General features: G+C 60.3%; 23 protein-coding genes and 1 pseudogene. 5 read left to right on the top strand and 19 right to left on the bottom strand.

All coding sequences use genetic code 11. The features are described 5' to 3' along the window. Window positions 1–109 precede the first annotated feature (109 nt). Both ACI3K0_RS23320 and ACI3K0_RS23325 read left to right on the top strand, forming a co-directional pair. A complete protein-coding gene (locus ACI3K0_RS23320) occupies window positions 110–796 on the top strand; it encodes a fumarylacetoacetate hydrolase family protein (protein ID WP_183821759.1) in 687 nt (228 codons plus the stop codon). Window positions 797–820: 24 nt separating this feature from the next. Continuing rightward, window positions 821–1352, top strand: a pseudogene (locus ACI3K0_RS23325) (gamma carbonic anhydrase family protein). Here ACI3K0_RS23325 and ACI3K0_RS23330 read toward each other — a convergent pair. The 3 genes from ACI3K0_RS23330 to ACI3K0_RS23340 are packed head-to-tail and all read right to left on the bottom strand — an operon-like array spanning window position 1353 to window position 3530. After that, window positions 1353–1769 (bottom strand): Fur family transcriptional regulator, encoded by a 417-nt coding sequence (locus ACI3K0_RS23330; RefSeq protein WP_183686938.1) that lies wholly within the window; start codon window positions 1767–1769, stop codon window positions 1353–1355. A gap of 8 nt (window positions 1770–1777) precedes the next feature. Next, on the bottom strand, window positions 1778–2605 hold the full coding sequence (znuB, locus tag ACI3K0_RS23335; protein WP_183821763.1) for a zinc ABC transporter permease subunit ZnuB: 828 nt from the start codon (window positions 2603–2605) through the stop codon (window positions 1778–1780). After that, window positions 2598–3530: a metal ABC transporter ATP-binding protein gene (locus ACI3K0_RS23340; protein WP_183821765.1), complete on the bottom strand. Its 933-nt coding sequence runs from the start codon at window positions 3528–3530 to the stop codon at window positions 2598–2600. The genes znuB and ACI3K0_RS23340 overlap by 8 nt, the downstream gene beginning before the upstream one ends. A 109-nt stretch (window positions 3531–3639) precedes the next feature. Here ACI3K0_RS23340 and ACI3K0_RS23345 point away from each other — a divergent pair, with 109 nt between their 5' ends. Then, entirely contained in the window at window positions 3640–4617 is a 978-nt protein-coding gene (locus tag ACI3K0_RS23345; protein WP_183821767.1) for a zinc ABC transporter substrate-binding protein, read from the top strand. A 98-nt stretch (window positions 4618–4715) separates the two neighbouring features. On the opposite strand, the gene ACI3K0_RS23350 is transcribed toward ACI3K0_RS23345, so the two are convergent. From ACI3K0_RS23350 to ACI3K0_RS23395, 10 genes are all read right to left on the bottom strand, one after another. Continuing rightward, window positions 4716–5072, bottom strand: a complete 357-nt coding sequence (locus tag ACI3K0_RS23350) for an RcnB family protein (RefSeq protein ID WP_148146493.1) — start codon at window positions 5070–5072, stop codon at window positions 4716–4718. A 150-nt stretch (window positions 5073–5222) separates the two neighbouring features. Beyond that, on the bottom strand, window positions 5223–6842 hold the full coding sequence (locus ACI3K0_RS23355) for a glycoside hydrolase family 43 protein (RefSeq protein ID WP_183821769.1): 1620 nt from the start codon (window positions 6840–6842) through the stop codon (window positions 5223–5225). 261 nt (window positions 6843–7103) lie between these two features. Beyond that, window positions 7104–8153, bottom strand: coding sequence for an L-glyceraldehyde 3-phosphate reductase (gene mgrA / locus ACI3K0_RS23360; RefSeq protein ID WP_183821771.1), 1050 nt, complete (start codon window positions 8151–8153; stop codon window positions 7104–7106). 67 nt (window positions 8154–8220) lie between these two features. After that, entirely contained in the window at window positions 8221–9354 is a 1134-nt protein-coding gene (locus tag ACI3K0_RS23365; RefSeq protein ID WP_183821773.1) for a Gfo/Idh/MocA family protein, read from the bottom strand. Window positions 9355–9382: 28 nt separating this feature from the next. After that, on the bottom strand, window positions 9383–10147 hold the full coding sequence (locus ACI3K0_RS23370) for a sugar phosphate isomerase/epimerase (RefSeq protein WP_183821775.1): 765 nt from the start codon (window positions 10145–10147) through the stop codon (window positions 9383–9385). 23 nt (window positions 10148–10170) lie between these two features. Continuing rightward, the gene (locus ACI3K0_RS23375; protein ID WP_404946351.1) at window positions 10171–12633 is read right to left on the bottom strand and encodes a glycosyl hydrolase 2 galactose-binding domain-containing protein; all 2463 of its coding nucleotides are present in this window, start codon (window positions 12631–12633) and stop codon (window positions 10171–10173) included. A 274-nt stretch (window positions 12634–12907) separates the two neighbouring features. Continuing rightward, complete coding sequence (locus ACI3K0_RS23380; RefSeq protein ID WP_183821779.1) at window positions 12908–14005, bottom strand: ABC transporter ATP-binding protein; 1098 nt, start codon at window positions 14003–14005, stop codon at window positions 12908–12910. A gap of 6 nt (window positions 14006–14011) precedes the next feature. Next, window positions 14012–14956 carry a carbohydrate ABC transporter permease gene (locus ACI3K0_RS23385; RefSeq protein ID WP_148146486.1) on the bottom strand — a complete coding sequence of 315 codons (945 nt, stop codon included), beginning with the start codon at window positions 14954–14956 and terminating at the stop codon, window positions 14012–14014. Further along, window positions 14949–15884, bottom strand: coding sequence for a carbohydrate ABC transporter permease (locus ACI3K0_RS23390; protein WP_148146485.1), 936 nt, complete (start codon window positions 15882–15884; stop codon window positions 14949–14951). Before ACI3K0_RS23390 ends, ACI3K0_RS23385 begins: the two co-directional genes overlap by 8 nt. Before the next feature lie 103 nt (window positions 15885–15987). Beyond that, entirely contained in the window at window positions 15988–17220 is a 1233-nt protein-coding gene (locus ACI3K0_RS23395) for an ABC transporter substrate-binding protein (protein ID WP_183821781.1), read from the bottom strand. Between the two features lie 358 nt (window positions 17221–17578). On the opposite strand from ACI3K0_RS23395, the gene ACI3K0_RS23400 reads away from it, so the two are divergent. After that, complete coding sequence (locus ACI3K0_RS23400; protein WP_183821783.1) at window positions 17579–18625, top strand: LacI family transcriptional regulator; 1047 nt, start codon at window positions 17579–17581, stop codon at window positions 18623–18625. Between the two features lie 60 nt (window positions 18626–18685). On the opposite strand, the gene gndA is transcribed toward ACI3K0_RS23400, so the two are convergent. The 5 genes from gndA to ccoG form a co-directional block, all read right to left on the bottom strand. Further along, window positions 18686–20119, bottom strand: a complete 1434-nt coding sequence (gene gndA / locus ACI3K0_RS23405) for an NADP-dependent phosphogluconate dehydrogenase (RefSeq protein WP_183821785.1) — start codon at window positions 20117–20119, stop codon at window positions 18686–18688. Window positions 20120–20236: 117 nt separating this feature from the next. Further along, window positions 20237–20389, bottom strand: a complete 153-nt coding sequence (gene ccoS, locus ACI3K0_RS23410) for a cbb3-type cytochrome oxidase assembly protein CcoS (protein WP_112455538.1) — start codon at window positions 20387–20389, stop codon at window positions 20237–20239. Continuing rightward, a complete protein-coding gene (locus ACI3K0_RS23415) occupies window positions 20386–22665 on the bottom strand; it encodes a cation-translocating P-type ATPase (RefSeq protein ID WP_183821787.1) in 2280 nt (759 codons plus the stop codon). The genes ccoS and ACI3K0_RS23415 overlap by 4 nt, the downstream gene beginning before the upstream one ends. Then, window positions 22665–23156 (bottom strand): FixH family protein, encoded by a 492-nt coding sequence (locus tag ACI3K0_RS23420; RefSeq protein WP_183821789.1) that lies wholly within the window; start codon window positions 23154–23156, stop codon window positions 22665–22667. The genes ACI3K0_RS23415 and ACI3K0_RS23420 overlap by 1 nt, the downstream gene beginning before the upstream one ends. Continuing rightward, window positions 23153–24739, bottom strand: a complete 1587-nt coding sequence (ccoG, locus tag ACI3K0_RS23425) for a cytochrome c oxidase accessory protein CcoG (protein ID WP_183821791.1) — start codon at window positions 24737–24739, stop codon at window positions 23153–23155. The genes ACI3K0_RS23420 and ccoG overlap by 4 nt, the downstream gene beginning before the upstream one ends. Before the next feature lie 130 nt (window positions 24740–24869). Between ccoG and ACI3K0_RS23430 the strand changes: the two genes are divergently transcribed. Continuing rightward, window positions 24870–25274 (top strand): SRPBCC family protein, encoded by a 405-nt coding sequence (locus ACI3K0_RS23430; RefSeq protein WP_183821793.1) that lies wholly within the window; start codon window positions 24870–24872, stop codon window positions 25272–25274. A 92-nt stretch (window positions 25275–25366) separates the two neighbouring features. Here the strand turns inward: ACI3K0_RS23430 and ccoP are convergent, their stop codons facing one another. Beyond that, window positions 25367–26230: a cytochrome-c oxidase, cbb3-type subunit III gene (ccoP, locus tag ACI3K0_RS23435; RefSeq protein ID WP_183821795.1), complete on the bottom strand. Its 864-nt coding sequence runs from the start codon at window positions 26228–26230 to the stop codon at window positions 25367–25369.

Here is a 26230-nt window from a genome sequence, read left to right on the forward strand (position 1 = left end):
CGTATCCATCTGACCGCATGTGAATTTATTTTCCTTCATCTCTAGGATTACCGGGCGAATTGATGGACAAAGACCCAGCGTTTTTTCCAGTGATGTAAGGATACCCAAGATGCGCGCTACAGTGATCCCTGCCCCCGAATCCGTGCTTCTCGATGTGGTCGGTGTAACCGAACAGTTTCCGGTGCGCCGGGTCTATTGCGTCGGCCGCAACTATGCCGACCATGCGATCGAGATGGGGCATGACCCTTCCCGCGAAGCGCCGTTCTTTTTCCAGAAAAATGCAGACAACGCCTATAACGGCGAAAGCTTTCCCTATCCGCCGCTCTCCTCCAACGTGCATTTCGAGGTGGAGCTGGTGATGGCGCTTTCGGGCGGCGGTGCGGATATTGCCGCCGAAGACGCGCTGTCCAAGGTCTACGGTTATGGCGTCGGCATCGACTTTACCCGTCGCGACCTTCAGGACCAGATGAAGAAGATGGGCCGTTCCTGGGAAGTGGCAAAGGCATTTGAAAAGTCGGCTCCGGTTTCGGCACTCGTGCCGGCTTCGAAGATCGGTCACCCGCAGGAAGGCGCAGTTTGGCTCGACGTCAACGGCTCCCGCAAGCAGGACGGCAATTTGAACCAGATGATCTGGAAGCTGCCGGAGATCATCGCAGAACTGTCCAAACAGTTCGTTCTGGCACCGGGTGACATCATCATGACCGGCACACCGGCCGGGGTCGGCGCAATCGTCAAGGGTGACAAGGTCACCTGCGGCGTGGCCGGGGTCGGCGAGCTTTCGCTGTCCGTCATCTGACGGAAACACTCGGGGAGTGACGTGATGCCGATCTATGCGCTCGGGGATTTCCTGCCTTCGCTTCCCGCCCCCGACCGTTACTGGGTGGCGCCGGATGCCAATGTCATAGGCAAGGTCATTCTTCATGAGGATGTCGGCATCTGGTTCGGCGCGACCCTGCGCGGCGACAACGAGCCGATCACCATCGGCGGGTTCCAATATTCAGGAAGGCGTGACGGTGCATACCGATCCCGCCTTCCCGGTCTCCATCGGCTCCGACTGCACGATCGGGCATCATGCGATCATCCATGGCTGCACGATCGGCGACAATTCGCTGGTCGGCATGGGGGCGACGATCCTCAACGGCGCGAAGATCGGCAGGAACTGCCTTGTCGGCGCAAATGCGCTGGTGACCGAAGGCAAGGAGTTTCCCGACAATTCTCTGATCGTCGGCTCGCCCGCCAAGGCGATCCGCGTGCTGGACGATGAATCTGCCGCCAAGCTCAAGGCCTCGGCTGCGCGTTACGTGGCAAACTGGAAGCGGTTTTCGCGAGATCTCAAAGAAATAAAGCCCTAATCAGGCCGCACATTTTTCGCAAAGGCCGCGAATTTCGATCGTCGTCTTGGACGGTTTGAACCCTTTCGACTTGGCCCAGTCGCCGAGTTGATGATCGACCTTGTGATCGTGGAATTCGATCACCTGATTGCAGCTTTCACAGATGGCGAAGGCGACCGTGCCGTGGCCGTGCCCCTGGGCGCCGCCGCAGCACTCATGCTCGCGGTGGGCGCAGGCGACGAAGGCGTTGAGGCTTTCCAGCCGGTGAACCATGCCGAATTCGGTCAGCTTGTCGAGCGCGCGATAAACCTGAAGCGGCGCGCGAAAGCCGTGGTCGCGCAGCTTGTCGAGGATCGTATAGGCGCTCATCGGGCCTTCGGCGCGGTTCAGCGCATCGAAGACCAAGGCCTGGTTTTTTGTCAGGGCCGGATTGACGATCGGGGCGTTCATCCTTGCACTCCCTTGTTTGCAGGCCGTTCGGCAGCGGTGCGACCGAAGGCAGGAATCAGACTTAATATGAAAAGTAGGAGTGCCGCGACCACGATGGAAGGGCCGGACGGCGTATCATAGGTGAGCGATCCGAAAAGACCGCCGACGACAGCAGCCGATCCGATGAGAGACGCGAACACCGCCATCCATTCCGGGCTTGCCGAAAAGCGGCGCGCGGTGGCGGCCGGGATGATCAGCAGCGAGGTGATCAGCATGATGCCGACAATCTTCATGGCAATGGCGATGACAAGCGCCATCAGGAGCATGAAGAACAGTTTCGTGCGCGCCGGGTTCATGCCTTCGGCCTCCGCCACATCCTCGCTGACGGTGGAGGCGACGAGCGGGCGCCAGAGATAGACGATCGCCGCGACGACAACGGCGCCGCCGCCCCAGATGAGGGCGATATCGGACGGCGTGACGGCGAGAATATCGCCGAAGAGGAAGGCGATCAGGTCGATCCTTACCCAGGTCATGAAGGCGACGAGAACGAGGCCGATCGCCAGTGCCGAATGGGAGAGGATGCCGAGAAGCGCATCGGCCGAGAGCGACTGGCGTCGCTGCAGCAAGAGCAGCATGGCGGAGACAAGGATGGCAACGCCGAAAACGGCAATCAAAAGGTTGACTTCGAAGAACAGCGACAGCGCCACACCGAGCAGTGCCGAATGGGCCATCGTGTCGCCGAAGTAGGCCATGCGTCGCCAGACGACGAAACAACCGAGCGGACCGGCAGTCAGCGCCACACCGATGCCGGCGATCAGCGCGCGGATGAAGAAGTCGTCAAGCATGGCGGGTGCCCTCACCTTTCTGCGTGTCATGGTGATGGGCATGATCGCCGTGGGCGTGATCATGAGAATGGCCGTGGTCGTGGCCTGAATGATCGTGGTGGTGGCCGTCTTCGGGATGGCAGTGTTCGGTGATCGAGCCGTCCGCATGACGCACCCGGCCATCGGGAAGATGGGTATGATCGTGATGGTGGTTATAGACGGCGAGCGAGCGGGCATTGCCGCCGAAGAGCTTCATGTAATCGGAACTCTGGCTGACGACTTCCGGCGTGCCGCGGCAGCAGACATGGCCATTGAGGCAGATCACCGTATCGGTGCCGGCCATGACCATGTGGAGATCATGCGAGATCATCAGGATGCCGCAGCCTGTCTTGTTGCGGATGGTGCGGATCAGATCGTAAAGGGCTGCCTCGCCGGCGAAATCGACGCCCTGGACGGGTTCGTCGAGCACCATCAGGTCGGGCTTGCGGGCAATCGCACGGGCCAGCAGGGCGCGCTGGAATTCGCCGCCCGAGAGGTGGCGGACTTCGGAATTGGCGAGATGCGCAATGCCGGTGGCCTCAAGAGCGGTCGCGATCTCGGTGTCCTTCAGCCGGCCGGTCAGCGTCATCAGGCGGCGGACAGAAAGCGGCATGGTCCAGTCGATGGCGAGTTTTTGCGGGACATAGCCGATACGCAGATCGCGCTTGCGGGTGACGGAGCCTTCATCGGCCTTCAAAACGCCGATCGCCATCTTGGCGGTGGTCGATTTTCCGGCGCCGTTCGGGCCAATAAGGGTGACGACCTCGCCTCGAGCAATATCGAATTCGATGCCGCGTACAAGCCAGCGACCATCGCGGCGGATGCCGGCATTGGAAAGAGAAACCAGCGTTTCTTTCGATTTCGGGCGGTTGTCTGCGGCCGGGGCGGCCCGCTTGCTCATCAGCATCTTGGTTCAAAATTCCTGTTACCGGCCCTCTTGCCGACCGTCTTGGCACACGTTATAGCATAACGCAATTGATGTAATAACATTACATCTCTAAACAAGGAAGAATGCCATGAAATTTGCCGCCGCCCTGCTTCTTTCATCTGCTGCGATGATAAGCGCACCCGGTGCCTTTGCCGCTACGCCGGACGTCGTCGTATCGATCAAGCCGATCCATTCGCTGGTCGCCTCGGTGATGAAGGGTGTTGCCGAGCCGAAGCTGATTGTCGAGGGCGCGGCCTCCCCGCATACCTACAACATGCGGCCGTCGAATGCAGCGGCACTACAGAATGCCGACCTGATCTTCTGGGTTGGCCATGGCATGGAGGCATTCCTGGAAAAGCCGCTCGAGGCGCTGGGCTCGAAGGCAAGCGTGGTGACGCTGGAAGATGCGCCGGGGCTGACGAAACTTAAATTCCGCGAGGGCGGCGTGTTCGAGCCGGAAGCGGAAGAAGAAGGCCATGACCACGGGCATAGCCATGGCGCAGCGCAAGAACATGCCGATGGCGAGGATGACGGCGATCACGACCATGAAGGCAATGACGTACACCTTTGGCTCGACCCGATGAATGCCAAGGCGATGGCGGCCGAGATCGAGAAGCAGCTGGTTCAGGCCGATGCGGAACATGCCGCCACCTATCAGAAGAATGCTGCCGAACTGATGGGCAAGCTCGACACACTGGATGCGGAACTGAAAGCGGAGCTGTCGCCGATCAAGGACAAGCCGTTCATCGTCTTCCACGACGCCTATCAGTATTTCGAGCATCGCTATGGCGTGAAGGTGGCTGGTTCGATCACGGTCAGCCCCGAGACCATGCCAGGTGCCGAGCGGGTCAAGGAGATCCATCAGAAGGTAGAGGATCTGGGCGCCACCTGCGTCTTTGCCGAACCGCAGTTCGAGCCAAAGCTGGTGAAGGTGGTGACGGAGGGCAGCAAGGCGAAATCCGGCGTGCTGGATCCGGAGGCCGGCGCCCTGAAGGAAGGGCCGGAGCTTTATTTCGACATGATGCGGGGTCTTGCGACCTCGTTGAAGACCTGCCTGTCGCAGTGATGTGACGGACCGGGCAAGAGTTTCCCCTCACGACCGGTCTTCAGGCAGACGACCGGCGGGTGCTTAACGACACACCCGCCGGTCTCCTATTTTTGCTCTTAGCGAGCAGCGATGATGCTGGAGATGACGCCGGTGGCGATGCCGATCATCAGGTAGTCGTTATCGACCTTTACCCACTTATAGCCGCGCGGCGGAGCCGACAGACGGTAACGGCGGTAGTCGCGAACATCAGCCATACGACGGCGCTCGGCTGCAGTCGCACGATGCCCCTTGGACCAGCGCTGCTTGTGGATGACCACCTTCTTGTCGACATGGACGCGCTTGTCTACCCGCTTGTCGACGTGACGCTCGACCTGACGGCTGCGGTCATTGCGCCAATCCTGCGCCTGGGCTGCGGTGGCGATCGGGCCGGCCAGAACGGTGGCGGCAACAAGTGCGACAATGAACTTCTTCATGGCTAAATCCTCGCGTTGAACACAGCCAAGAATTAGGGCGCAAGCGATGAATGCCGTATGAATGTAAGATTAAATATGCGTAATGAAAATATGGACTTGCGGTAACGTTCTCATGGCGAAAATTAACGAATTCGCAAGCCCTTCCAAAGATCAGCCGGGAATCGCCTCATAGGAGAAGCGGCTGAAATCCGCTGATTTCGCCCGGCCAGACGTATCGAAGGCGAACATGCCGGCAAAGGCACCGGTAAACGAGCCGTGCTCGCCGCGCCCACCCTCGTCCGATATTACGCTGGCATCAAGGGTGGGGCCGATCGGCTGCCAATCATTCGTTCCGCCGGAACGCCACGAAAATTGCAGGTCGTTGTCGCGGATTTCCATGGAAAGCTCCACCGGGCCATCGGGGATGGCGACGCCGCTACCGGCCGGGAACTGCATGCGGCCATGGGGAAAATCACCAGGGCAGGAAAAGATCGTCACAACGCGGCCGAGCTTTTCATGCAAGGTGACGACTAGGGCGTGGAACTTGTGCCGATTGTAATAGTGGGCCAGGCCGCAGGCCTGCTGGTAGGTGTCGGGATCGAAGGTCTCAACCGTGGTTTCAGCCCGAAACCTGTGATGCTCCTGCCGGCGAGCGACAAGGGACTGCTCGAACCACGAGCCGATGCTTTCGCGGCCGATCAGACGCAGGCGGCCGGGATTTGCCGTGAGGCTGAAGATGCGATCCGGCTCAGGCGTGCGCAGCCATTGAAAGTCGATCGGCAGCGTGTCACCGTCGAAGGTGTAATTGATACGTTCGGGTTTTGCGGCTGGCTCGGCGTCGGTTGGAGCAGGCACATCGACATCCGGCACGAGGCCGCTCTGGGCGAGATAAAGCCAATCGTCCTCCTTCCAGACGCATTTCTGCAGGCCGGTTTCGCGGCCGAGCGGTGAGCGACGGTTGGGCGCCAGCGGCCGGCTGCAGAGATGGGTGTGGTAGACGTCACCATCCGGTGTCTCGACATATTGGCCATGGCCGGAGCGCTGCAGAACGGCCTCGGGATTATCCTTCGACGTCAGCAGATGGGTGTTGGGGTGGAGTTCGTATTGTCCATCGATCGTGCGCGAGCGGGCCATGGTTACCGCGTGGTCGTAACCGGTGCCGCCTTCAGCCGTCGTCAGGTAATACCAGCCGTTGCGCTTGAACAGATGCGGTGCTTCGACGAGGCCGAGCGGACTGCCGGGAAAGATGTTGGTGATCGGGCCTTTCAGCGCGTTTGCCTCAACATCCCATTCCTGCAACAGGATGCCGTCGAAGGCCGGATGTTTCGGCGCGCCGCCATAGCTTTCGGTGCGATGGTTCCACTGCATGTTGACGAACCATTTGCGGCCATCGTCATCATGGAACAAAGACGGGTCGAAACCGGAGGAATTGGCATAGGCCGGATCGGACCACTCGCCTTCGATCGTCGGTGATGTGACGATGTAGTTGTGGGCATCCTTGAAATTGCCGTCATAACGTTTGACGTCGGTGTAGACCAGCCAGAACAGGCCATCGGCATAAGAGAGGCACGGTGCCCAGACGCCGCAGCTATCGGGATTGCCGCGCATATCGAGCTGGGATTTTCGTTCTAGCGGGCGGCGGATGAGCGTCCAGTTGACGAGGTCGCGGGAGTGGTAGATCTGGACCCCGGGATACCATTCGAACGTGGAGGTGGCGATGTAATAGTCCTCGCCGACACGGCAGATCGATGGGTCGGCGTTGAAGCCGGGCAGGATCGGGTTGCGGATCATGATCGTGTCTCCTCCCAGAGAATGTGTGAGGCGGCTCCTCAACCGCCTTTCGGCAATTTTTGATGTCTGTGTTGGCGACCGGAGCTGCCCCTCATCCGCCTGCCGGCACCTTCTCCCCGTTCTGACGGGGAGAAGGACGCAAGTCGCACCTCTCCGCATCTCGCTGACGTTCACCGTGGCAAGTCCCCTCTCCCCGCCTGCGGGGAGAGGGTTAGGGTGAGGGGCAGCTTCTTGCACAGAGCGTGGGCAACTATCTCCCGCCTACTTGTTCCGTGCCGGCCCCTGACGTTCTGCCGAGGCTGCCCAGATGTTGATGTCGGCCTCCTTTGCGAACCCGTCGATCTCGGCCAGCTCTTTCGCCGCGAAATCGCGCTTTTCGAGAGCCTTGACGCAATCCTCGACCTGTTCCGGGCGGCTCGCGCCGATCAGGGCGGTGGTAACACGATCACCACGCAGGACCCAGGCGAGCGCCATCTGGGCCAGGGTCTGACCGCGGCGTTCGGCGATTGCGTTAAGGCCCTTGAGGTTCTCGATGTTCTTGTCGTTGAGGAAAGCCGGACGCAGCGACTTGCCCTGGGCCGCGCGGCTGTCTTCCGGGATGCCGCCGAGATATTTCGAGGTCAGCATGCCCTGCGCCAGCGGCGAGAAGACGATCGAGCCAACACCGAGGTCTTCCAGCGTATCGAGAAGACCGTCTTCCTCGACCCAGCGGTTGATCATCGAATAGCTCGGCTGATGGATGAGGACCGGCACGCCCATCGCTTTGAGGATTTCGACCGCTTCGCGGGTGCGCTTGGAATTGTAAGACGAGAGGCCAACGTAAAGCGCCCTGCCCGAGCGGACGATGTGTTCCAGCGCGCCGCAGGTTTCCTCGAGCGGCGTATCCGGGTCGAAGCGGTGCGAATAGAAGATGTCGACGTAGTCGAGACCCATGCGCTTGAGGCTCTGGTCGCAGGAGGCGATCAGATATTTGCGGCTGCCCCATTCGCCGTAAGGACCCGGCCACATGTTGTAGCCGGCTTTCGACGAGATGATCAGTTCGTCGCGAAGGCCGGAAAATTCCTTGCGCAGGATCTGGCCGAAGGCGAGTTCGGCGCTGCCGGGCTTCGGGCCATAGTTGTTGGCGAGATCGAAATGGGTGATGCCGAGATCGAATGCCTTCTCGCAGATATCGACCTTGCGTTGGTGCGGCGTGTCGTCACCGAAATTGTGCCAGAGGCCGAGCGAGATCGCCGGCAGCTTGAGGCCGGATTTGCCGCAGCGATTATAGGTCATGCTTTCGTAGCGGTTTTCCGCCGGGAGCCAAGCCATATGAAAAGTCCTCCAAATGAAACCGGCGCCGAACCTCATTTCCGGCGCCGGCAGCAGTTGTAGCGTCTCACGCCAGAAGCGCCAGTGCCTCTTCTATTCCAAGTGCCGCAGGCTTGGTGCAGGTCGTCGTGGTGGCGACGAAATTGCCCTCCGCACCGGATTTCAGGATCGAGGTCATGACATCGACACCGTGAAGCGCGCGGTCAATCGAGCAGCGGATATCGCGGCCTTCGATCAGCGCCACCGCCATATCGGCCAGACCCGCCGTGCGGTAATTGGCGCGCGGGCCGTTCGGATGGTCCTGGTTGGCCTTGCCGAAGGGATGGTCCCAATCCTTGAGCGGCTGGATATCCTTGTTCCGGCCGCTCGCCTCGACCACGCCGCCGAAGAAGTTCGGGTCGGGCACGTAGAGCGAGCCTTCCGTGCCATAGAGCTCCATATTTGCATGGCGGTGGGACCAGACATCCCAGCTGGCCGAGAGCGTGATCGTCGCGCCTTCCGCGAACTCCAGCAATGCATGGATGTTGGTTGGGGTTTCGACCGGGATGATCGTGCCGTTCAGCGGCTCGCTGGTGACGGTGCGGGTCTTGTTCGCCATCGAGGTTAAAGCCGCGACACGCTTTACCGGGCCGAGGAAGTTGATCAGGTTGGCAATATAATAGGGACCGAGATCGAGGATCGGGCCGCCGCCATTCAGGAAGAAGAAGCCCGGATTTGGGTGCCACATTTCCATGCCGGGGCTCATGACGTGGCAGGTGCCCGACGTGATGCGCCCTACCCCGCCGCCATCGATATAGGCTCTGGCCAACTGGTGCGCGCCGCCGAGAAAAGTGTCGGGTGCGCAGCCGACAGCAAGGCCCTTCGACTTCGCCAGCGCCTGCAGTTGCTTGCCCTCTTCCAGCGTCACCGTCAGCGGCTTTTCCGAATAGACGTGCTTGCCAGCTTCGAGGATCGCCTTTGACACGGGGAAATGCGCATCCGGGATGGTCAGATTGACGATCAGGTCGATCTCGCTATTGGCGAGAAGCTCTTCGACCGTTTGCGCCTTGACGCCATATTCCTTGGCTTTCGCCTCGGCAGCGGCCGGGTTCAGGTCGGCGCAGGCCAGAACCCTGATGCCCTTGAACAGCGGTGACAGCGAAAAGTAGGTGGTGGAAATGTTGCCGCATCCGAGGATGCCGACGCCAAGTTCCTTGGTCATTGGGGAAACTCCGAATGATTACGTGAGATCAGTAGGTGTTGAAGGCGGCGATGGAACGGGAGGCAAGGCGCTCGATATCCTTGGGATTATCGTGCTCCAGAACATAGTATTTCGCCGAAGTCTTCGCCTTCAAGGCGGCGATCAGATCCTTCCACGGAACGGTGCCGTGACCGACATCCGCCCAGCCGTCCTCATCGGTGTTTTCACCGGCCGGCGCGATATCCTTAACGTGGACGGCGGTGATCTTCCGGCCATAGCTTTCGATCCAGGCGAAGGGGTCGGCGCCGCCGCGGATGACCCAGGCGATATCGGCTTCCCAGGTGAGATCCGGACCGCCGGCAAAAATCTGTTCCTGCGGGGTGGAGCCATCCGGCAATGCCTTGAACTCGAAATCGTGGTTGTGCCAGCCGAATGTATAGCCGGCATCCTGATAACGCTTGCCGGCTTCAGCCAGCCGCTTGCCGAAAGCGAACCAGCCGCCAGCGTCGGTCGGGCGCTGGTCGGCAACCAGATGCGGGCAATAGATTGCCTCGATACCGAGCGTCTTTGCAATCAGCAGCGCCTGTTCCGGCTCCTTTTCGAGAAGGTCGATGCCGAAATGGCCGGTCGGCATGGTGAGGCCGTTGGCGTCGAGTTCGGCGCGCATGGCCTTGAGGCCCGCCTCGTCCAGCGTCGCATAGAGCGCGCCATAACCCTCAACGTGTTTGTAGCCGTTTTTCGCCACGAGTTTCAGCACGTCGGAGAGCGGCGGGAAATTGCGGGCGCTATAAAGCTGGAAACCAAAGGTCGTCATGTCATCCTCCTTGAAATGAAATATCAGCCTGCGGACTGGCAGGATTGAAGATCGTAGATGCGGAAAACGGGCGGGGAGTCTTGGGAACTTGCCGCCTCTGGGGGACTTGCCGCCGGCACGCTCGGGGTGAAGCGAACCTTTCGGTTTTCGCCGGCGGCAAGATCGAAAGCGTTGTCGGAATAACGGCCTGGCGTCTCGCTCTCGATCAGGACGAAAAGTGCGAGGCCGGCGGACTGGACGAGAATGTCGAACGAGCCGTCTCCGGATGGAGACACCGACATTTCCAGGCTGGCGGGCAGAAGCTCCAGCGCCTTGTAGCTGTCCATCACATGATGGCCCTCGCCGCCTGAACCGTTAGACGCTGTGAAGTTCCAGGAAAGCAGGCTGTCTCTCGGGATCGTGTCTGCGGGGATGGTCAGGGCAGTGACTGCCGCATCCGGTGAGCAGACGGCGTCGATTCTCCTCAGTGAGCGGCGCTCGCCCCTCAGGCTGAGGGTCGAGATGTTGAGTGTTACGGTGACGTCTTCGAGCGTGTCGTTGACCAGCGAGAAGCGGATCTCCTTTCCGTCGTCGGACGGGATGGCGGCGACGGCGACCGGCTGGAAGAAGCGGCGGGCCATGTAATGCAGCACTTTCCAGCCGCCGCCGTAATCGAGGCTTGCCCAGGAGGCGACGGGCCATGTGTCGTTGAGCTGCCAGTAAAGCGCGCCCATGCAATGCGGCTTCAGCGAGCGCCAGTAGTCGACCGCCGTTTTGATCGCGATACCCTGCTGGACCTGGCTCAGATAGACGAAATTGGCAAAATCCTTCGGAAAGCGGAAATTGCGAAACATGGTGGCGGCGATGCGCTCGTTGCCGCCGACATTGCGCTGGTGATGCTCCATCACCGGCGAGGCGATGTTGAGATCCTTGTCTTCGGCGTAGGTTTGGATCACCGGCAGCGACGTGTAGGACTGGAAGCCGAATTCGGAGCAGAAGCGCGGCTTGACATCGCGGTAGTGTTCGAACGGCTTGTTCTCGTGCCAGACCGACCAGAAATGCATATCGCCGGAACCATCGGCATGCCAGGCATCGCCGTAATCGAGATAACCCGACGCCGGGCTCGACGGCCACCAGATCGCCTGCGGCACTGCCTTTTTCATCGCCCGCTCGATGGTGTGGTTGAGGCGGTCATAGGAGACGAGGTAGCGGTCGCGATTATTGCGGGTCTCCTCGTACCAGAGAAGCGCGCCGACGAGTTCGTTGTCACCGCACCACAGCACGATCGAGGGATGGGAGATCAGCCGCTTCGTTTGGTAGTCGACCTCGTGTTCGACATTTTCGAGGAAATCCGGCGTCGAGGGATAGATGTTGCAAGCGAACTGAAAATCCTGCCAGACCATCAGGCCGAGGCGGTCGCAAGTGTCGTAGAAATGCTCGTCCTCGTAAAAGCCGCCGCCCCAGATGCGGATCATGTTCATGTTGGCGTCGACGGCGGATTGCAGCAGATCTTCCGTCTTCTCCGGCCTGGTGAGCGAGAAGAGCGCGTCGGCGGGAATCCAGTTGGCGCCACGGCAGAAGATTTCGCGACCATTGATGCGGAAGGCGAAACGGCTGCCGGCCTCGTCCTTGTCGGTCAGGAGTTCGACGGTGCGCAGGCCGATCTGGCGGGTGATCGTCTCGCTCGGCGTATCGACGATCAGTGAATAGAGCGCCTGTTCGCCGCTTCCGGCCGGCCACCAGAGTTTGGGGTTCTCGACATGGAAGACGTGGGTGATGCTGTTTTCGCCGGGGCGCATGCCGCAATCGAGACGAAGGCGTTCTTCGTCGAATTGCAGATGGATGGGGACTACGCCCTGTGTGTCGGCGTGGAAGGATACGGTGACGTGGAGATCGACGGAGCCATCATTGTGATGTCTCTGCTCGGTGACGACATGTTCGATGCGGGCGATATCCAGGCGTTTCAGGGAGATTTCGCCGTAGAGGCCGAGCGGTGAGATCGCGAGGTTCCAGTCCCAGCCGAAATGGCATTGCGGCTTGCGCAGCATGTTGCCATCGGGGATCGGGCAGTTTTTCGAAAACGGCAGGTAAAAGGGCTGCCTTGCCTGGCGCTCCGCCCCTGCCTTGATGTTGGAATGGAAGAGGATACGAACCGTGTTTTCGCCCGGCTTCAGGGCAGACGAGACATCGGGGCGATAACGGCGGAAGCAGTTGTCGGCGGAGAGAACGGGCACATCGTTGACGAAAACAATCGCCACCGTGTCGAGATAGGTGATGTCGAGATACCAAGAGCCATCCGGGTCATCGATGACAAAGGTCCTTTCGATCTGCCAATCCTGATGGGCGACCCACTGAACGTCGTTTTCGTTGCGGCCGATATAGGGGTCCGGGATAATGCCGGCGGTTTTCAGCGCTGTGTGGATGTCGCCGGGAATCGGCATGCTGGTGGCGTGGGTGCTGTCGGGGGATGAGAGGTGCCATTGGCCGGTGAGCGGGATGATGGTCATTGGTGCCTCCCGGAGAGGTCACCATTTGCGGCAGCGAGCCCCCCTCTGGCCTGCCGGCCATCTCCCCCACAAGGGGGGAGATCAGCTAGGCTCAACGTTCTGCCCCAATTTTCACCGGAACTCGTCTCACCAAGTTGATTGCTCTCCATTTGAAGGCTCAGCAAAGAGCAAGCGTAGAGCTTGGGCAAAGGGCGCGCCACTTGTGATCTCCCCCCTTGTGGGGGAGATGGCCGGCAGGCCAGAGGCGGGTGGAACGAGGGACGCAGGACGGCCATCAGATCCGTTCCTCCGTTTCCGCATCGAACAGCGAGGCCATGGTCATGTCGAAGCCGAGGCGGACTTTTGCGCCGACGGCGTAACGCCGGGCTCCGCCGATGCGGACGGAGATCGTGTGGCCGGCGAGTTTCAGCCAGATCAGGTTGTCGGCGCCCATGGGCTCCTCGATGTCGACGATTGCGTCATGGGCCTCCTCACCCGTCAGATCGCCATCGACCTTGATATGTTCGGGGCGGACACCGAGCACGACCTTGCGGCCGGGGGGCAGCGTTTCTGTCGCCTCGTAGCCGGTGAGCGAAAAGCTGGTGCCATTGGTTCTGAACACCGTGCGGCCGCCCTCGTCGGCCAGTTCGCCGGTCAGAAAGTTCATCGAGGGCGAACCGATGAAGCCGGCGACGAACTTGTTCCGCGGGCGGTTATAGATGGTGATAGGGTCGTCGAGCTGCTGGATGACGCCGCTCTTCATGATGGCGATGCGGTCTGCCAGCGTCAGCGCCTCGATCTGGTCGTGGGTGACGTAGATCATCGTGTTCTTCAGCGACTGGTGCAGGCGCTTGATCTCGACACGCAGTTCGGAGCGCAGTTTTGCATCGAGGTTGGAAAGCGGTTCGTCGAACAGGAAGACATCGACATCGCGAACAAGCGCGCGGCCGATCGCGACGCGCTGGCGCTGGCCGCCGGAGAGCGCTGCGGGCTTGCGCTGCAACAGCGGCTCGATCTGCAGGATGCCAGCTGCACGGGCGATGCGCTTTGCAATCTCCTCCTTGGGCATGCCGGCGACTTTGAGCCCGAAAGACAGGTTCTTCTCGACCGTCATCTGCGGGTAAAGCGCATAGGACTGGAATACCATGCCGATGCCGCGGTCCTTGGGTTCTTCCCAGGTGACATTCTTGTCCTTGATGAAGATCTGGCCGTCGGTCGGCTCCAGCAGGCCGGCGATGCAGTTGAGCAATGTCGACTTGCCGCAGCCGGAGGAGCCGAGCAGGACGAGGAATTCGCCGTCCTTGATGTCGAGATCGAGATTCTGAAGAACGGTCACCGCCCCGAAGTGTAGGGACAGGTCACGGATGGAAACGGAATTGGAGAGGTCGGTCATCAAGGCTTACCCCTTAACTGCGCCGGCGGCGATGCCGCGAACGAACAGCCGGCCGGAGACGAAATAGACGATGAGCGGAACAGCGCCGGTGAGCAGCGTCGCTGCCATGTTGACGTTGTATTCCTTCACCCCCTGGACGGAGTTGACGATGTTGTTGAGCTGGACGGTCATTGGATAGGTATCCGGCCGCGTGAAGACGACGCCGAAGAGAAAGTCGTTCCAGATGCCGGTGACCTGAATGATGATCGCGACGACGAAGATCGGCAGCGACATGGGCAGCATGATGCGGCCGTAGATCTGCCAAAAGCCTGCGCCATCGATGCGCGCGGCCTTGAACAGCTCTTCCGGCAGGCCGGCGAAATAGTTGCGGAAAAGCAGCGTCAGGATCGGCATGCCGAAGATCGTGTGGACGATGACGAGGCCGGTCAGCGAGCCGTAGATGCCGATCTCGCGCAAGATGATAACGAGGGGGTAGATCATTACCTGATAGGGAATGAAGGCACCGATGATGAGCACGGAGAAGAACAGCTCCGAGCCTTTGAAGCGCCAGTTGGCAAGCGCATAACCGCTGACCGAGGCGACCGCGATCGAGACGATAACCGAGGGCACGAGAATGCGCACCGAGTTCCAGAAGCCGCGGGAAAGACCGTCGCAGTTGAGGCCGGTGCAGGCCTCAGCCCAGGCCTTCACCCAGGGCTCAAAGGTGATTTCCATCGGCGGCGAGAAGATGTTGCCGAGACGGACTTCCGGCATGCCCTTCAATGAGGTCACGACCATCACGTAGAGCGGCAGGAGGTAATAGAGCGCTGCCAGACCGAGGATGCCGTAGATCATGATATTGCGGCGGGAGAGGACCTTTTTCGGTTTCTTGCCGCGCGGTCCCGCTGCAATTTCAGTTCTCACGGCGTCTATCGCAGCGCCGGTCGCATTGAGAGTGGAGACGTTAGCCACGCTTCTTCCCTCCGAATTCGAGATAGGCCCAGGGGATGATGATGATGGCGACGGTAAGCAGCATCATGGTGGAGGCGGCAAAGCCCTGCCCCAGGTTCTGCGCCTGGAACATGTAGTCATAGACATATTTGGCAGGCACTTCCGACGCATTGCCGGGGCCGCCTGACGTCTGCGCCACGACCAGATCGTAAAGCTTGACGATGCCGCTGCCGATGAGCACGAGCGTGGTGATGAAGACCGGGCGCATCATCGGGATGACGACGAAAAGATAGGTCCGCCACATCGGGATGCCGTCGACGCGCGCCGCCTTCCAGATATCCTCGTCGATGCCGCGCAGGCCGGCAAGCATCAGGCACATGACGAGCCCTGTCCCCTGCCAGAGACCTGCGATCAGGATGCCGTAGATGACGATATCGGGATTGTAGAGCGGGTCGAAGGTGAAGCTTGTCCAGCCAAGCGAACGGACGATGCCCTGCACGCCGAATTCCGGATTGAGGATCCATTGCCAGACAAGGCCGGTGACAATGAAGGACAAAGCGAAGGGATAAAGGAAAATGGTGCGGAAGGCGCTTTCGAAGCGGATCTTCTGGTCCATCAGCGCTGCCAGCACGAAGCCGACCACGAGCGAGAAGATCAGGGACAGGATGCCGTAGATCAAGAGGTTCTGGATCGAGATGATCCAGCGGGACGAGGCCCAAAGGCGCTCATACTGGTCAAAACCGACAAAGCTTGCGCGCGGCAGAAGTCTGGAATTGGTGAAGGAATATATCACCGTCCAGATCGTGCCGCCGAAGAACACGACCGCGGCAACTAATATCATGGGGGTGAGCGCAATCTTGGAATTGAGATTGCGGAAGAGCTGATTAGGCCGGCCGGACGATTTCGGCAGCGGTCTGGATGGTGTAGCGGACGGCACGGTACGAGACATTATTCCTCCTCGATCGGCGCGCTCAAGGCGCAGCCTTTCCCTCCGGCCCCGCCCCTCTTGCGAAAGGGCGAGGCCAGTGCGGTTCAGGATCGTGATGGAGTGATCAGTCCGCCGAGCCGATGATGGAGGCGAAGCGTTCCTGCGCCTGTTTCGGCGTGATCGACGCATTGGCGAAGAATTCGGACATCAGGTCCTCCTTCTGCTTCTGCGTATCGGCCGAAACGAGCTGGTCGGTACTGGTTGCCGTGCTGCCCTTCGAGATGATCTCGATGCCCTTCTTCATGCAGTCGTTTGCAGCAGCAAGATCGACGTCACTCCGGATCGGCACGGAGCCCTTCTTGAGGTTGAAGGCGACCTGCACCTTGGGATCGACGATCGTTTCCGCCAGCACTTCCTGCGCCTTGGACTTTGCCTCGTCCTTCAGAACCGGGAAGTAGATGGCGTCACCACCGGTGGTCAGGGTCTGATTGAGACCAAGGCCCGGGAGGCAGGTATAGTCCTTGCCGGCAACCTTTCCGGCCTGCTGGAACTCGCCCTGCGCCCAGTCACCCATGATCTGGCCTCCGGCCTTGCCGGTGATGACCAGATTGGTGGCCTGGTTCCAGTCCTGCACGTTGGAGCCCTTGGCAAGCTTGCGGGCATCGTCGGCCGCCGCAAAAATCTTTGCCATTTCAGGACCGGCCGCGGTTTCCTCGTCCTTTTCCTTGTAGACCTTGTTGTAGAGGTCTGTGCCGCCCAGCGCGATTACCAGCGTGTCGAACAGGCCGTTGACCTGGAAGGCGGAACCGCCCACGGCGAGCGGTTGAAGACCGGCTTCCCGCAACTTGGGGCCGGCTGCGACGAACTCGTTCCAGTCTTTCGGGACCGGTACGCCCGCCTTTTCGAAGGCCGCATTGGAAAGCCACAACCACTGCCAGGAATGGATGTTGACCGGGGCGCAGTAGATCTTGCCCTCAAAGGTGCAGCTGTCGAGCAGGCTCGCGGGTTTGATGATATCCTTCCATTTGCCCTTTTCGGCGACGTCGCTCAGGTCGCGCATCAGGCCGGACATGACCAGTTCTTCGGCCTGGCGTCCGTGGTTGAACTGGGTGGCGCCCATCGGGTCACCACCGGTGATACGGCTGATCATGATCGGGCGCGCCGTGCTGCCTGAACCGGCAATTGCACCATCGACCCATTTATTGCCGGTTGCATCGAATGCGGTCGCCAGCTCTTTCACGGCTGCCGCCTCGCCTCCCGATGTCCACCAATGCGTGACTTCCAGATCGGCGGCCATAGCTGCACAAGGCAGCGCCGCGGTGGCAGCCAGAACGGCTGCAAATGCACGGATACGCATGAGTCTCCTCCCTCACTGAAACGTTGCAGTAAAAAGCTAGGGCAAAGCCAGAGGGGTGGCAAGCCTGCTTCTCCAAATTATTGCATGAACCATCACAATAACAACTTATAAGAGCATTAAATTCAGAATTATCAGGTATATAATTCCATGAAATGCCGCCATGAGATCGATCCAAGGCGATTTTATTTCGCATATGCACAAAATCGATGTGCAATTGCGTAATGCCAACACATGGTTGCGGATCGAGATGTTTTCGTCGGAGACGGGTTGAAAATTACCTGTAACGTTTCAGTTTTTTCTGTAATAACCGGACTGCGTCATTCAAAAGCCAATGGCGGCAATCGATGCGAGCAGCAAGATGGACGAGATCAGAAAAACATCCACGAGCAGCGCGGCGGCTAACGAACGCCCTACCCTCAAGACGATCGCCTTCATGACGGGTCTTGGGATCACGACCGTATCGCGCGCGCTGAAAGATGCGCCGGATATCGGGTCCGAGACCAAGGAGCGCGTACGACTGGTGGCGCGCCAGCTCGGCTACCAGCCGAACCGGGCGGGTGTGCGCCTGCGGACCGGCAAGACCAACGTGATCGCGCTGGTGCTGAGCATCGAGCAGGAATTGATGGGCTTCACCAGCCAGATGGTGCAGGGAATTTCGGAAGTGCTGGGGGGAACCCAGTATCACCTCGTGGTGACGCCGCACTCCTTCGAGAAAGACCCGATGGTGCCGGTGCGCTACATTCTCGATACCGGTTCGGCGGATGGAGTGATCATCTCGCGCATGGAACCGGAGGATCCGCGCGTGCGCCTGATGACGGAACGGAACCTGCCTTTCGTTACCCATGGGCGAACGGATATGGGCATTGTTCACCCATTCCACGACTTCGACAACGAGGCCTATGTCTATCAGGCGGTGCAACGCCTCGTGCAGCGTGGAAGACGGCGCATCGCGCTCCTGGCGCCGCTCAGCCGGTTTTCCTACCAGATACATAGCCGGATAGGTTTCGAGCACGGCATGAACGATTTTCAGGTGACGGAAGTTTCGATGGGCCGGATGACCACGGAGACGCCACTCGAGGAAATCCGCGCCTATGCGGAGCGCCTGTGTCGCCTTACTGAGCCGCCGGACGGTATCATCTCGCTCAGCGGATCCGCATCGATCGCACTGGTTGCCGGAGCCGAGGCAGCCGGACGCCGGCTAGGCAAGGAGATCGATATTGTCTCGAAACAGTCGGCCGAATTCTTGAACTGGATCAGGCCGGAAATGCTGACCGTGACGGAAGACGTGCGTCACGCCGGCCGGGAACTGGCAAAGGCGGTACTGGCCCGTATCGACGGTGTAGCGCCCGAATTGCTGCAGAGTATCGATGGTCCGGTCTGGTCGCAGATGGGACCGAAGGATTAGGCATTACCTGCAAAAAAGCCCGGCACTTGGCCGGGCTTTTTCATCTAGTTTATCAAGCGATCAGGCGAAATCGGCGAGGCCGCTGCCCCAGGGGCCGTGATGCTTGTCGACGCAATCGAGGCGGTCGAAACCGTGCGCGCCGAAGAAGTCGCGCTGGGCCTGGATGAGGTTGGCCGTGCCCCTGCCGCGACGGTAGGCGTCGAAGTAGGAAAGAGCCGAAGTGAGCGCCGGAGCCGGCAGGCCGTTCAGTGCTGCATAGGAGACGATACGGCGAAGCGCGCCGTCGGTTTCCTTGACCAGTTGCGAGAATGCCGGGGTGACGATGAGGTTTGCCACGTTCGGATCCTTGGTGAAGGCCGAGGTGATCTCATCGAGGAACTGCGAACGGATGATGCAGCCGGCGCGCCAGATCTTGGCGATCGTCGGCATAGGCAGGTTCCAGCCGAATTCCTTCGAGGCTTCCGCCATGACGGCAAAGCCCTGCGCATAAGCGCCGATTTTGGCGGCCAGAAGCGCGAGTTCCAGATCGGCGAGGAAGGCCATGCCATCCTTCGGGCGATCGACCAGCGCTGGCTTGCCGAGGATCTTTTCGGCGGCCTGACGCTCGGACCGGAGCGAGGAGATGACGCGGCCGGCAACGGCTGCTTCGATGGCGGTCGCTGCAACGCCCATGTTCTGGGCCTCGATGACCGACCACTTGCCGGTGCCCTTCTGGCCGGCACTGTCGACGATGATATCGACCATCGGCTTACCGGTGATCGGGTCGTTGGCCTTCAGCACCTTTTCCGAGATTTCCATGAGATAGGAATCAAGGCGACCTTCGTTCCAGCGGCCGAAGACGCCGCCGATCTCGGGTGCGCTCATGCCGAGGCCGTCACGCAGGATGCCGTAGATTTCGGCGATCATCTGCATGTCGGCATATTCGATGCCGTTATGGATGGTCTTGACGAAGTGGCCGGCACCGTTCGGGCCGAGCCAATCGACGCAGGGTTCGCCGTTGAATTTTGCCGAAATCGAGGTCAGGACCTTTTCGACGCGCTTCCAGCTGTCTTCCGTGCCGCCGACCATGATGGATGGTCCGTGACGCGCACCTTCCTCGCCACCGGAGACGCCCATGCCGATGAAGGTCAGGTCGCTGCCTTCGAGGCTCTTGAAGCGCCGCATCGTATCGCGGAAATTGGCATTGCCGGCGTCGATCATGATGTCGCCGGACGACAGGTAGGGCTTCAGAAGTTCCATCTGCTGATCGACCGGATCTCCGGCCTTGATCATGATGATGATCGGGCGTGGCGGGCGGATGGCCTTGATGAAATCTTCCATTGTTTCGCACGGAATGATCTGGCCCTGAAGAGCGCCTGCATCCGCGTAGAATTTCTTGGTGACTTCGGTAGTGCGGTTGAAAACCGCGATCTTGTTGCCTTTTTCAGCAATATTGAGGGCAAGGTTGGCGCCCATGACGCCAAGGCCGATTAGGCCGATTTCTGCCTGTTCCACGGGAGGAGCCTCCGATTTTGTTGCGCCTTCTTTTGGCATTGGTGCGCCATGGGGGCAAGGGAGCGATTGTCTAAATCGGCCATATTACGCTTTTGTATACCCCTATATCCTTGCCCATCAGCCGGGACGATCCTCGCCGTCGTCGATGATGCGCCATGCGGCGCCGTCAAGATCGTCATACTGGCCGTTCTTCAACGACCAGAGGAAAGCCGCAAGCCCGAGGCCGCCGAGAAACAGCGCGACCGGGATGAGGTAGATGAGCATGTTCATGCGGCGCGCATCTTTCCTTTTTCAGCCGTCTTCTCGGCCCCCGCCTGTGCCGCCAGATCCTCGCTGCCGATCCGGTTCAGCCTGAGTGCGTTGACGACGACGATGATCGAAGAGGTGGACATGGCGACGGCTGCGATCAGCGGCGTTGCATAGCCGGCAAGCGCGATCGGCACGGCGATGATGTTGTAACCGATGGCGAGCCCGAAATTCTGCCGGATCAGGCGGCTTGCGCGGCGCGAGATATCGACCGCCAGAGGCACGGCATTGAGGCTTTCATGCATGAAGACGAAATCTGCGGCCTTGCGGCCGATATCCGCCGCGGTAGCCGGCGCCATCGAGACATAGGCCGCGGCGAGCGCCGGCGCATCGTTGATACCATCGCCGACCATCAGCACGTTGCGGCCTTCGCCGGCAAGCGAGGCGCAATAATCGGCCTTGCCCTTGGGCGAGACTTCCGCCTTCCAGCGCGCGATGCCGAGTTGAGCCGTCAGCGCCCTTACCGGCCCAGCGCGATCACCCGAGACGAGGTCGACTGGCATGCCGTCAGCTTCAAGCGTGCGGACGGCCCAGGCGGCGTCCTGACGAAGCGCATCCTCGAAACGGATGCAGGCGACCTCGTGACCGTCGCGCGACAGCACGACTTCGAGATCGGCGTTCTCGCTGCCGCTCACGTCACCGCAGGCGAAGCGGCGATTGCCGAGCCTGTAGAGCCCTTCGGCACGGCGAGCCTCCAGCCCGCTTCCGGGGATTTCGATCACGTCGTCGAAGAGCGGGAACGGGCCGGATACCACGGCGCAGATTGCCCGCGACAGCGGATGGCGCGAATGGGCAGCAAGGCCGGCTGCAAGCGACAGAATAGGCCCCGGAATATCGCTGCCATTGACGAGGCGCGGGCGGCCGAGCGTCAGGGTTCCGGTCTTGTCGAAGATGACGCTGTCCGCCTGGGCGAGCCGTTCCATGGCCGAGCCGTCCTTGACCATGATGCCGTTCTTGAACAGGCGACCGGCGGCGACGACCTGGACGACCGGCACGGCCAGCCCAAGCGCGCAGGGGCAGGTAATGATCAGGACGGCGATCGCGATCAGCATGGCGCGCTTCCAGTCCCCGCCGGCAAGCCCCCACGAGACGAAGGCGGTAAGTGCCAGAAGATGGACTGCCGGCGAATAATATTGCGCGGCTCGGTCTGCGAGACGGCGGTAACCGGCCTTGGCGCCTTCGGCCACTTCCATCAGCGCGATGACTTCGGCGAGGAAGGATTCTCTTGCCGTTGCGGTGACCTTGATGACGAGCGAGCCGGTGAGGCTGAGCGTGCCGGCATGGACGGCGGCACCGGCTGCGACGGCCTGCGGCACGCTTTCGCCGTTGACGATCGAGACATCGAGATCGCTTGCGCCCCATTCGACGGTGCCATCGACGGGAATGCGTTCGCCAGCGGCAATCGCGACGCGATCTCCGGGTTTCACGTCCTCGACGGGGCGGTATTCACGCGTACCATCGGGCAAGACGACCATGGCACCGCGCGGTGACAGGCGGGCAAGACCGCTGATCGCCGCCCTCGCCCGGTCACGCATGATATGGTCGAGCGTTCGACCGATCAGCAGGAAGAACAGAAGCGAGACGGTAGCATCGAACCAGGCATGTTCGCCGTGATGCATGGTCTCCCACAGCGACACCGCATAGGAGAGCGTGATCGCAAGAGCGATCGGCACGTCCATGTTGGTGCGGCCGCGTTTCAGGACGGCCCATGCAGAGGAGTAGAAAAACCGGCCGCCATAGATCAGTGCGGGTGCGGCGATGAAGGCGGAGATCCAGTGGAACATGTCACGCGTGGCATCATCGGCACCGGACCATACGGAGACCGACAGAAGCATGATATTGGCGGCGGCGAAACCGCAAAGGGCGACTGCGCGCACGAGGTCGCGCTGCAGCTTGTCGCCGTCATCAAGCGAGGCATCGAAAAGATAGGCGTCATAGCCGGTTGCCGCGGTGATCGAGCCGACGAAGCCGGCCGGATCGACGGACAGTTCGTCGGATTTCTGCCGCCAGACGATGGAGACACGTTTGGTTGAGAGGTTGACGCGAGCCTTTTCTACCGCGGGCATGGCCTTCAGCGCGTTTTCGATCGAGACGATGCAGGCGCCGCAATGGACGCCCGGAACGCTCAGGTCCACCTGCCGCCTGCCTTCGCCGAGATCGCGGCTTGCCAGCAGCATTTCTTCGGAAGACGGTGCGGACCTGACGATCTCGCCTTCCGTTCCGGGTGCGCAGCAGCTCATTATTTTGCTCCGTGGACAGAGACACGCTCCGCATGGTGGAGGATGCGTTCTCCGCCGCGCTCGGCGATTGCCTCGACGATCCAGTGACCCGGCAGGATGTCATGGGAAGCGCTGAAAGCTCCCTTGCCTTCTGCGGTCATATCGATGCTGAAATCCTGATGCTCGCCGACAGGGCGCTTGAAATTGAGGACAAGGTGGTCTGCTTCAACCGGCTGTCCGTCGGGGCCGAGCACTTCATAGCGAGCTCCATTGGCGGCGACGGCGAGCTTGCCGTTGACACCCGTCGCGGCAAGCGCCCTCGCTTGGGCCACCTTGCCGTTGAACTGCTGGCTGGCGACATAGGTGTTCGGGACGACGAGACCGCTCCAACTGGTAATGGCGTTATAGGCCATGAAGACATTGACCGAGATGATCGTGCCGAAGAAGAGCACCATGACGCCCGCCATGTGCCAGCCCGTGAAAACGAAGCCCTTTTGCGATGCCGTGCTCATCTCTTGCCCCCTGGTACGAAAAAGTTAGCCGAGTAACTGTTGCGCTCGTGACTGGAGCGGTCTTCGGCGATGAAATGGAAGGATGCTTCGCTTTTGGCTTCATCCTTCGGCAGCGTGACATAGACCTTCAGCGCCATCGCCTTGTCCGGCGCGGCCTCGATGGCGAATTCGCGTCCGGGCACGTCCGAAATGCCGATGATCTTCATCGTCGCCTCCGGCATGCCGTCGAGCGTCAGCATGATTGTGCGCGGTTCGGGGATCATGTTGAGGAGGCGAACGGTGTAGCCATTGCGGATGGAACCATCCGACTCCATGACGAATTGCGGATTGCGATCATGCAGCACGTTGATTTCCAGCCGGTCGCGGGACAGGAGCGCAACGACAAGGCCGATGCCGACCGCAGTCCAGACGCCCATATAGAGCAACGTGCGCGGGCGAAGCAGGATTTTCCAGTTGAAATGGCGGACGCCTTCAACAAAACCACCATCCGGCTTGCGGGCTCGGGTGGGATTGATCGGCGATGTACCACCGGCCGTCGCCAGCGCCATGTTGGCATCGTATTCGTCGAGCGTCGCATAAGCGATCAGACCGCGTTCCTTGCCGATCTTGTCCATCACGCCATCGCAGGCGTCGATACAGAGTGCACAGGTGATACAGGCCATCTGCTGGCCGTCGCGAATATCGATGCCCATGGGACAGACTGCGACGCAGGCGTTGCAATCGACGCAGTCGCCGACGATCTGGCCGCTCGCTGCCGCCTTCTTGGCGTGGCGGCTGCGCGGTTCACCGCGCCAGTCGTTATAAGTCACGACCAGAGAATGCTCGTCGAGCATGGCGCCCTGAATACGCGGCCAGGGACACATGTAGATACAGACCTGCTCGCGCATCAGGCCACCGAGCAGATAGGTGGTGGCGGTCAGGATGGCGACGGTGGAATATGCAACGAAGGCGGCCTGACCGGTGATGAAATCGAAGGCAAGAGATGGCGCGTCGGCGAAATAGAAAATCCAGGCGCCGCCTGTAGCGATTGCGATGGCAATCCAGATCGAATGCTTGACGACACGCTTGGCGATCTTGTTCGCTGTCCAGGGGCCGGCATCGAGTTTCATCCGCGCATTGCGATCGCCTTCAATGAAGCGTTCGACGACGAGAAAGAGATCGACCCAGACCGTCTGGGGACAGGCATATCCGCACCAGGCGCGACCGACGGCCGAGGTCAGCAGGAAAAGGCCAAAGCCCGCCATGACCAGAAGGCCGGCAACGAAGATGAATTCCTGCGGCCAGATCTCGATGAAGAAGAAATAGAAGCGCCGGCTGGCGAGATCGACAAGCACGGCCTGATCCGGTGCGAAGGGGCCACGATCCCACCTGATCCACGGCGTCAGATAATAGATGCCCAGCGTGACAAGCATCACCAGCCATTTGAACCGGCGGAAACGTCCCTCGGCACGCTTGGGAAAAATCTTCTTGCGTTTTTCATAAAGCGGCTGGCGTTTTTCGCCAGGCGAATGCACCGCCTTGACATCAATCCGTTCGACAGATGCGTCACCTGCGGCAACGCTTTCGGCGGTATAGAGATTCATCGGAACATTCCTTTGCACCATGCCTTTTCCCACCGCGCGACCCTCAATTCCTTGACGCAAGTCAAGGCATGCAGCATTCGCAGACCGGTTCACGCCCCTCGCCCATGCGGACGACAGAACGGAGATTACAATGACGCCAATGCCCGCACGCATCATTCACACGACGATCGACAGGCCCTGGCGTGACGTCTACGCCTTCGCATCCCAGCCGGAAAACATGCCCCGATGGGCTGCCGGCCTCGCTTCGGGCTTGAGCCGAGAAGGCGAAGACTGGATCGGCGACGGTGGGCCTATCGGCAAGATCCGTGTGCGGTTTACGCCCCGAAACGATCTTGGCGTCATCGATCACACCGTCACGCTGGATACAGGGAGGAGTTTCGAAAATGCACTGCGGGTCGTGCCCAATGGCGATGGCGCAGAAATCATGTTCACCTTGCTCCGACAGCCAGACACGGACGATCAGGCTTTCGAGGTGGATGCGGCGGCCATCCAAACGGACCTAAGCACCCTGAAGCATATCCTTGAACAATCCTAATCGGCCGTAACCTCCTGCCATACCGGATGTTCGATGGCCGGGACCCAAGGATCCCGGCCCAAGAGAGTTTCTGCCCTGGAAGGACTGAAACTCTACTCCCCGCCTCCCAGGGAATGGACATAAACTGCCAACTGCTTGACGGTGACGTCACCAAGACGGGTGGTCCAGGCCGGCATGACGCCATGCTTCGGTGCACGGATCTGGCCCGCAATCTGATCTTCACCATGCACTTTCAGCCAGATGGCGTCGGCCAGGTTCGGAGCACCCAGATCACGATTGCCCTCGGCATTTTCGCCGTGGCAGGATGCGCAGTTATCCATGAAGATCTGCTTTCCGGGTTCGACCATCGAAGGATCGCGAGGCTTACCGGTGAGGCTGACAACATAGGCCGCTGCCTGACGTATTTCGTCCGGCTGAAGCACATCCGCAAAAGCAGTCATCTCACCGATACGAGTATCGGGATCAACCGCATCGCGAATTCCATGCGCAACAGTCTGGTAGATGGCATCTACGCTGCCACCCCAAAGCCAGTCATCGTCGTTAAGGTTGGGATAACCTTCACCACCGGCTGCACCGGTTCCGTGACAGGGCGTGCAGTTGACGCGGAAAGCCGCCGCGCCGCCGGCCATGGCAAACTGGTTGAGTTCAGGGTTGGCGATGATTTCTTCTGGTGTCGCAGCCGCGATCCGTTCAAGGATTGCGCCCTGGGCTGCTTTTGCTGTCGCCATTTCGTCCAACAGCGCACCACGGCTGGAATAGCCGAGAACACCGCGGGTCGCATCGTTTACCAGCGGCCATGCAGGATAAAGGACGGTGTATCCGAGAGCCCAGACGATCGTGGCGTAAAACGTCCACACCCACCAGCGGGGCATGGGATTGTTCAGTTCGCGGATGCCGTCCCACTCGTGGCCGGTGGTTTCGACGCCGCTGATCTCATCGATATGTTTGTCCGCCAT

The sequence above is a fragment of the Rhizobium sp. ZW T2_16 genome, from assembly GCF_044987325.1.
GTDB classification, from domain to species: domain Bacteria; phylum Pseudomonadota; class Alphaproteobacteria; order Rhizobiales; family Rhizobiaceae; genus Neorhizobium; species Neorhizobium cellulosilyticum.

Bases quoted from the DNA above. Each gene is read 5' to 3' on its own strand.
- ACI3K0_RS23320 (WP_183821759.1), top strand. From the start codon at position 110: ATGCGCGCTACAGTGATCCCTGCCCCCGAATCCGTGCTTCTCGATGTG.
- znuB (WP_183821763.1), bottom strand. From the start codon at position 2,605: ATGCTTGACGACTTCTTCATCCGCGCGCTGATCGCCGGCATCGGTGTG.
- ACI3K0_RS23340 (WP_183821765.1), bottom strand. From the start codon at position 3,530: ATGCTGATGAGCAAGCGGGCCGCCCCGGCCGCAGACAACCGCCCGAAA.
- ACI3K0_RS23345 (WP_183821767.1), top strand. From the start codon at position 3,640: ATGAAATTTGCCGCCGCCCTGCTTCTTTCATCTGCTGCGATGATAAGC.
- ACI3K0_RS23350 (WP_148146493.1), bottom strand. From the start codon at position 5,072: ATGAAGAAGTTCATTGTCGCACTTGTTGCCGCCACCGTTCTGGCCGGC.
- ACI3K0_RS23355 (WP_183821769.1), bottom strand. From the start codon at position 6,842: ATGATCCGCAACCCGATCCTGCCCGGCTTCAACGCCGACCCATCGATC.
- mgrA (WP_183821771.1), bottom strand. From the start codon at position 8,153: ATGGCTTGGCTCCCGGCGGAAAACCGCTACGAAAGCATGACCTATAAT.
- ACI3K0_RS23365 (WP_183821773.1), bottom strand. From the start codon at position 9,354: ATGACCAAGGAACTTGGCGTCGGCATCCTCGGATGCGGCAACATTTCC.
- ACI3K0_RS23370 (WP_183821775.1), bottom strand. From the start codon at position 10,147: ATGACGACCTTTGGTTTCCAGCTTTATAGCGCCCGCAATTTCCCGCCG.
- ACI3K0_RS23375 (WP_404946351.1), bottom strand. From the start codon at position 12,633: ATGACCATCATCCCGCTCACCGGCCAATGGCACCTCTCATCCCCCGAC.
- ACI3K0_RS23380 (WP_183821779.1), bottom strand. From the start codon at position 14,005: ATGACCGACCTCTCCAATTCCGTTTCCATCCGTGACCTGTCCCTACAC.
- ACI3K0_RS23390 (WP_148146485.1), bottom strand. From the start codon at position 15,884: ATGTCTCGTACCGTGCCGTCCGCTACACCATCCAGACCGCTGCCGAAA.
- ACI3K0_RS23395 (WP_183821781.1), bottom strand. From the start codon at position 17,220: ATGCGTATCCGTGCATTTGCAGCCGTTCTGGCTGCCACCGCGGCGCTG.
- ACI3K0_RS23400 (WP_183821783.1), top strand. From the start codon at position 17,579: ATGGACGAGATCAGAAAAACATCCACGAGCAGCGCGGCGGCTAACGAA.
- ccoS (WP_112455538.1), bottom strand. From the start codon at position 20,389: ATGAACATGCTCATCTACCTCATCCCGGTCGCGCTGTTTCTCGGCGGC.
- ACI3K0_RS23415 (WP_183821787.1), bottom strand. From the start codon at position 22,665: ATGAGCTGCTGCGCACCCGGAACGGAAGGCGAGATCGTCAGGTCCGCA.
- ACI3K0_RS23420 (WP_183821789.1), bottom strand. From the start codon at position 23,156: ATGAGCACGGCATCGCAAAAGGGCTTCGTTTTCACGGGCTGGCACATG.
- ccoG (WP_183821791.1), bottom strand. From the start codon at position 24,739: ATGAATCTCTATACCGCCGAAAGCGTTGCCGCAGGTGACGCATCTGTC.
- ACI3K0_RS23430 (WP_183821793.1), top strand. From the start codon at position 24,870: ATGACGCCAATGCCCGCACGCATCATTCACACGACGATCGACAGGCCC.
- ccoP (WP_183821795.1), bottom strand. From the start codon at position 26,230: ATGGCGGACAAACATATCGATGAGATCAGCGGCGTCGAAACCACCGGC.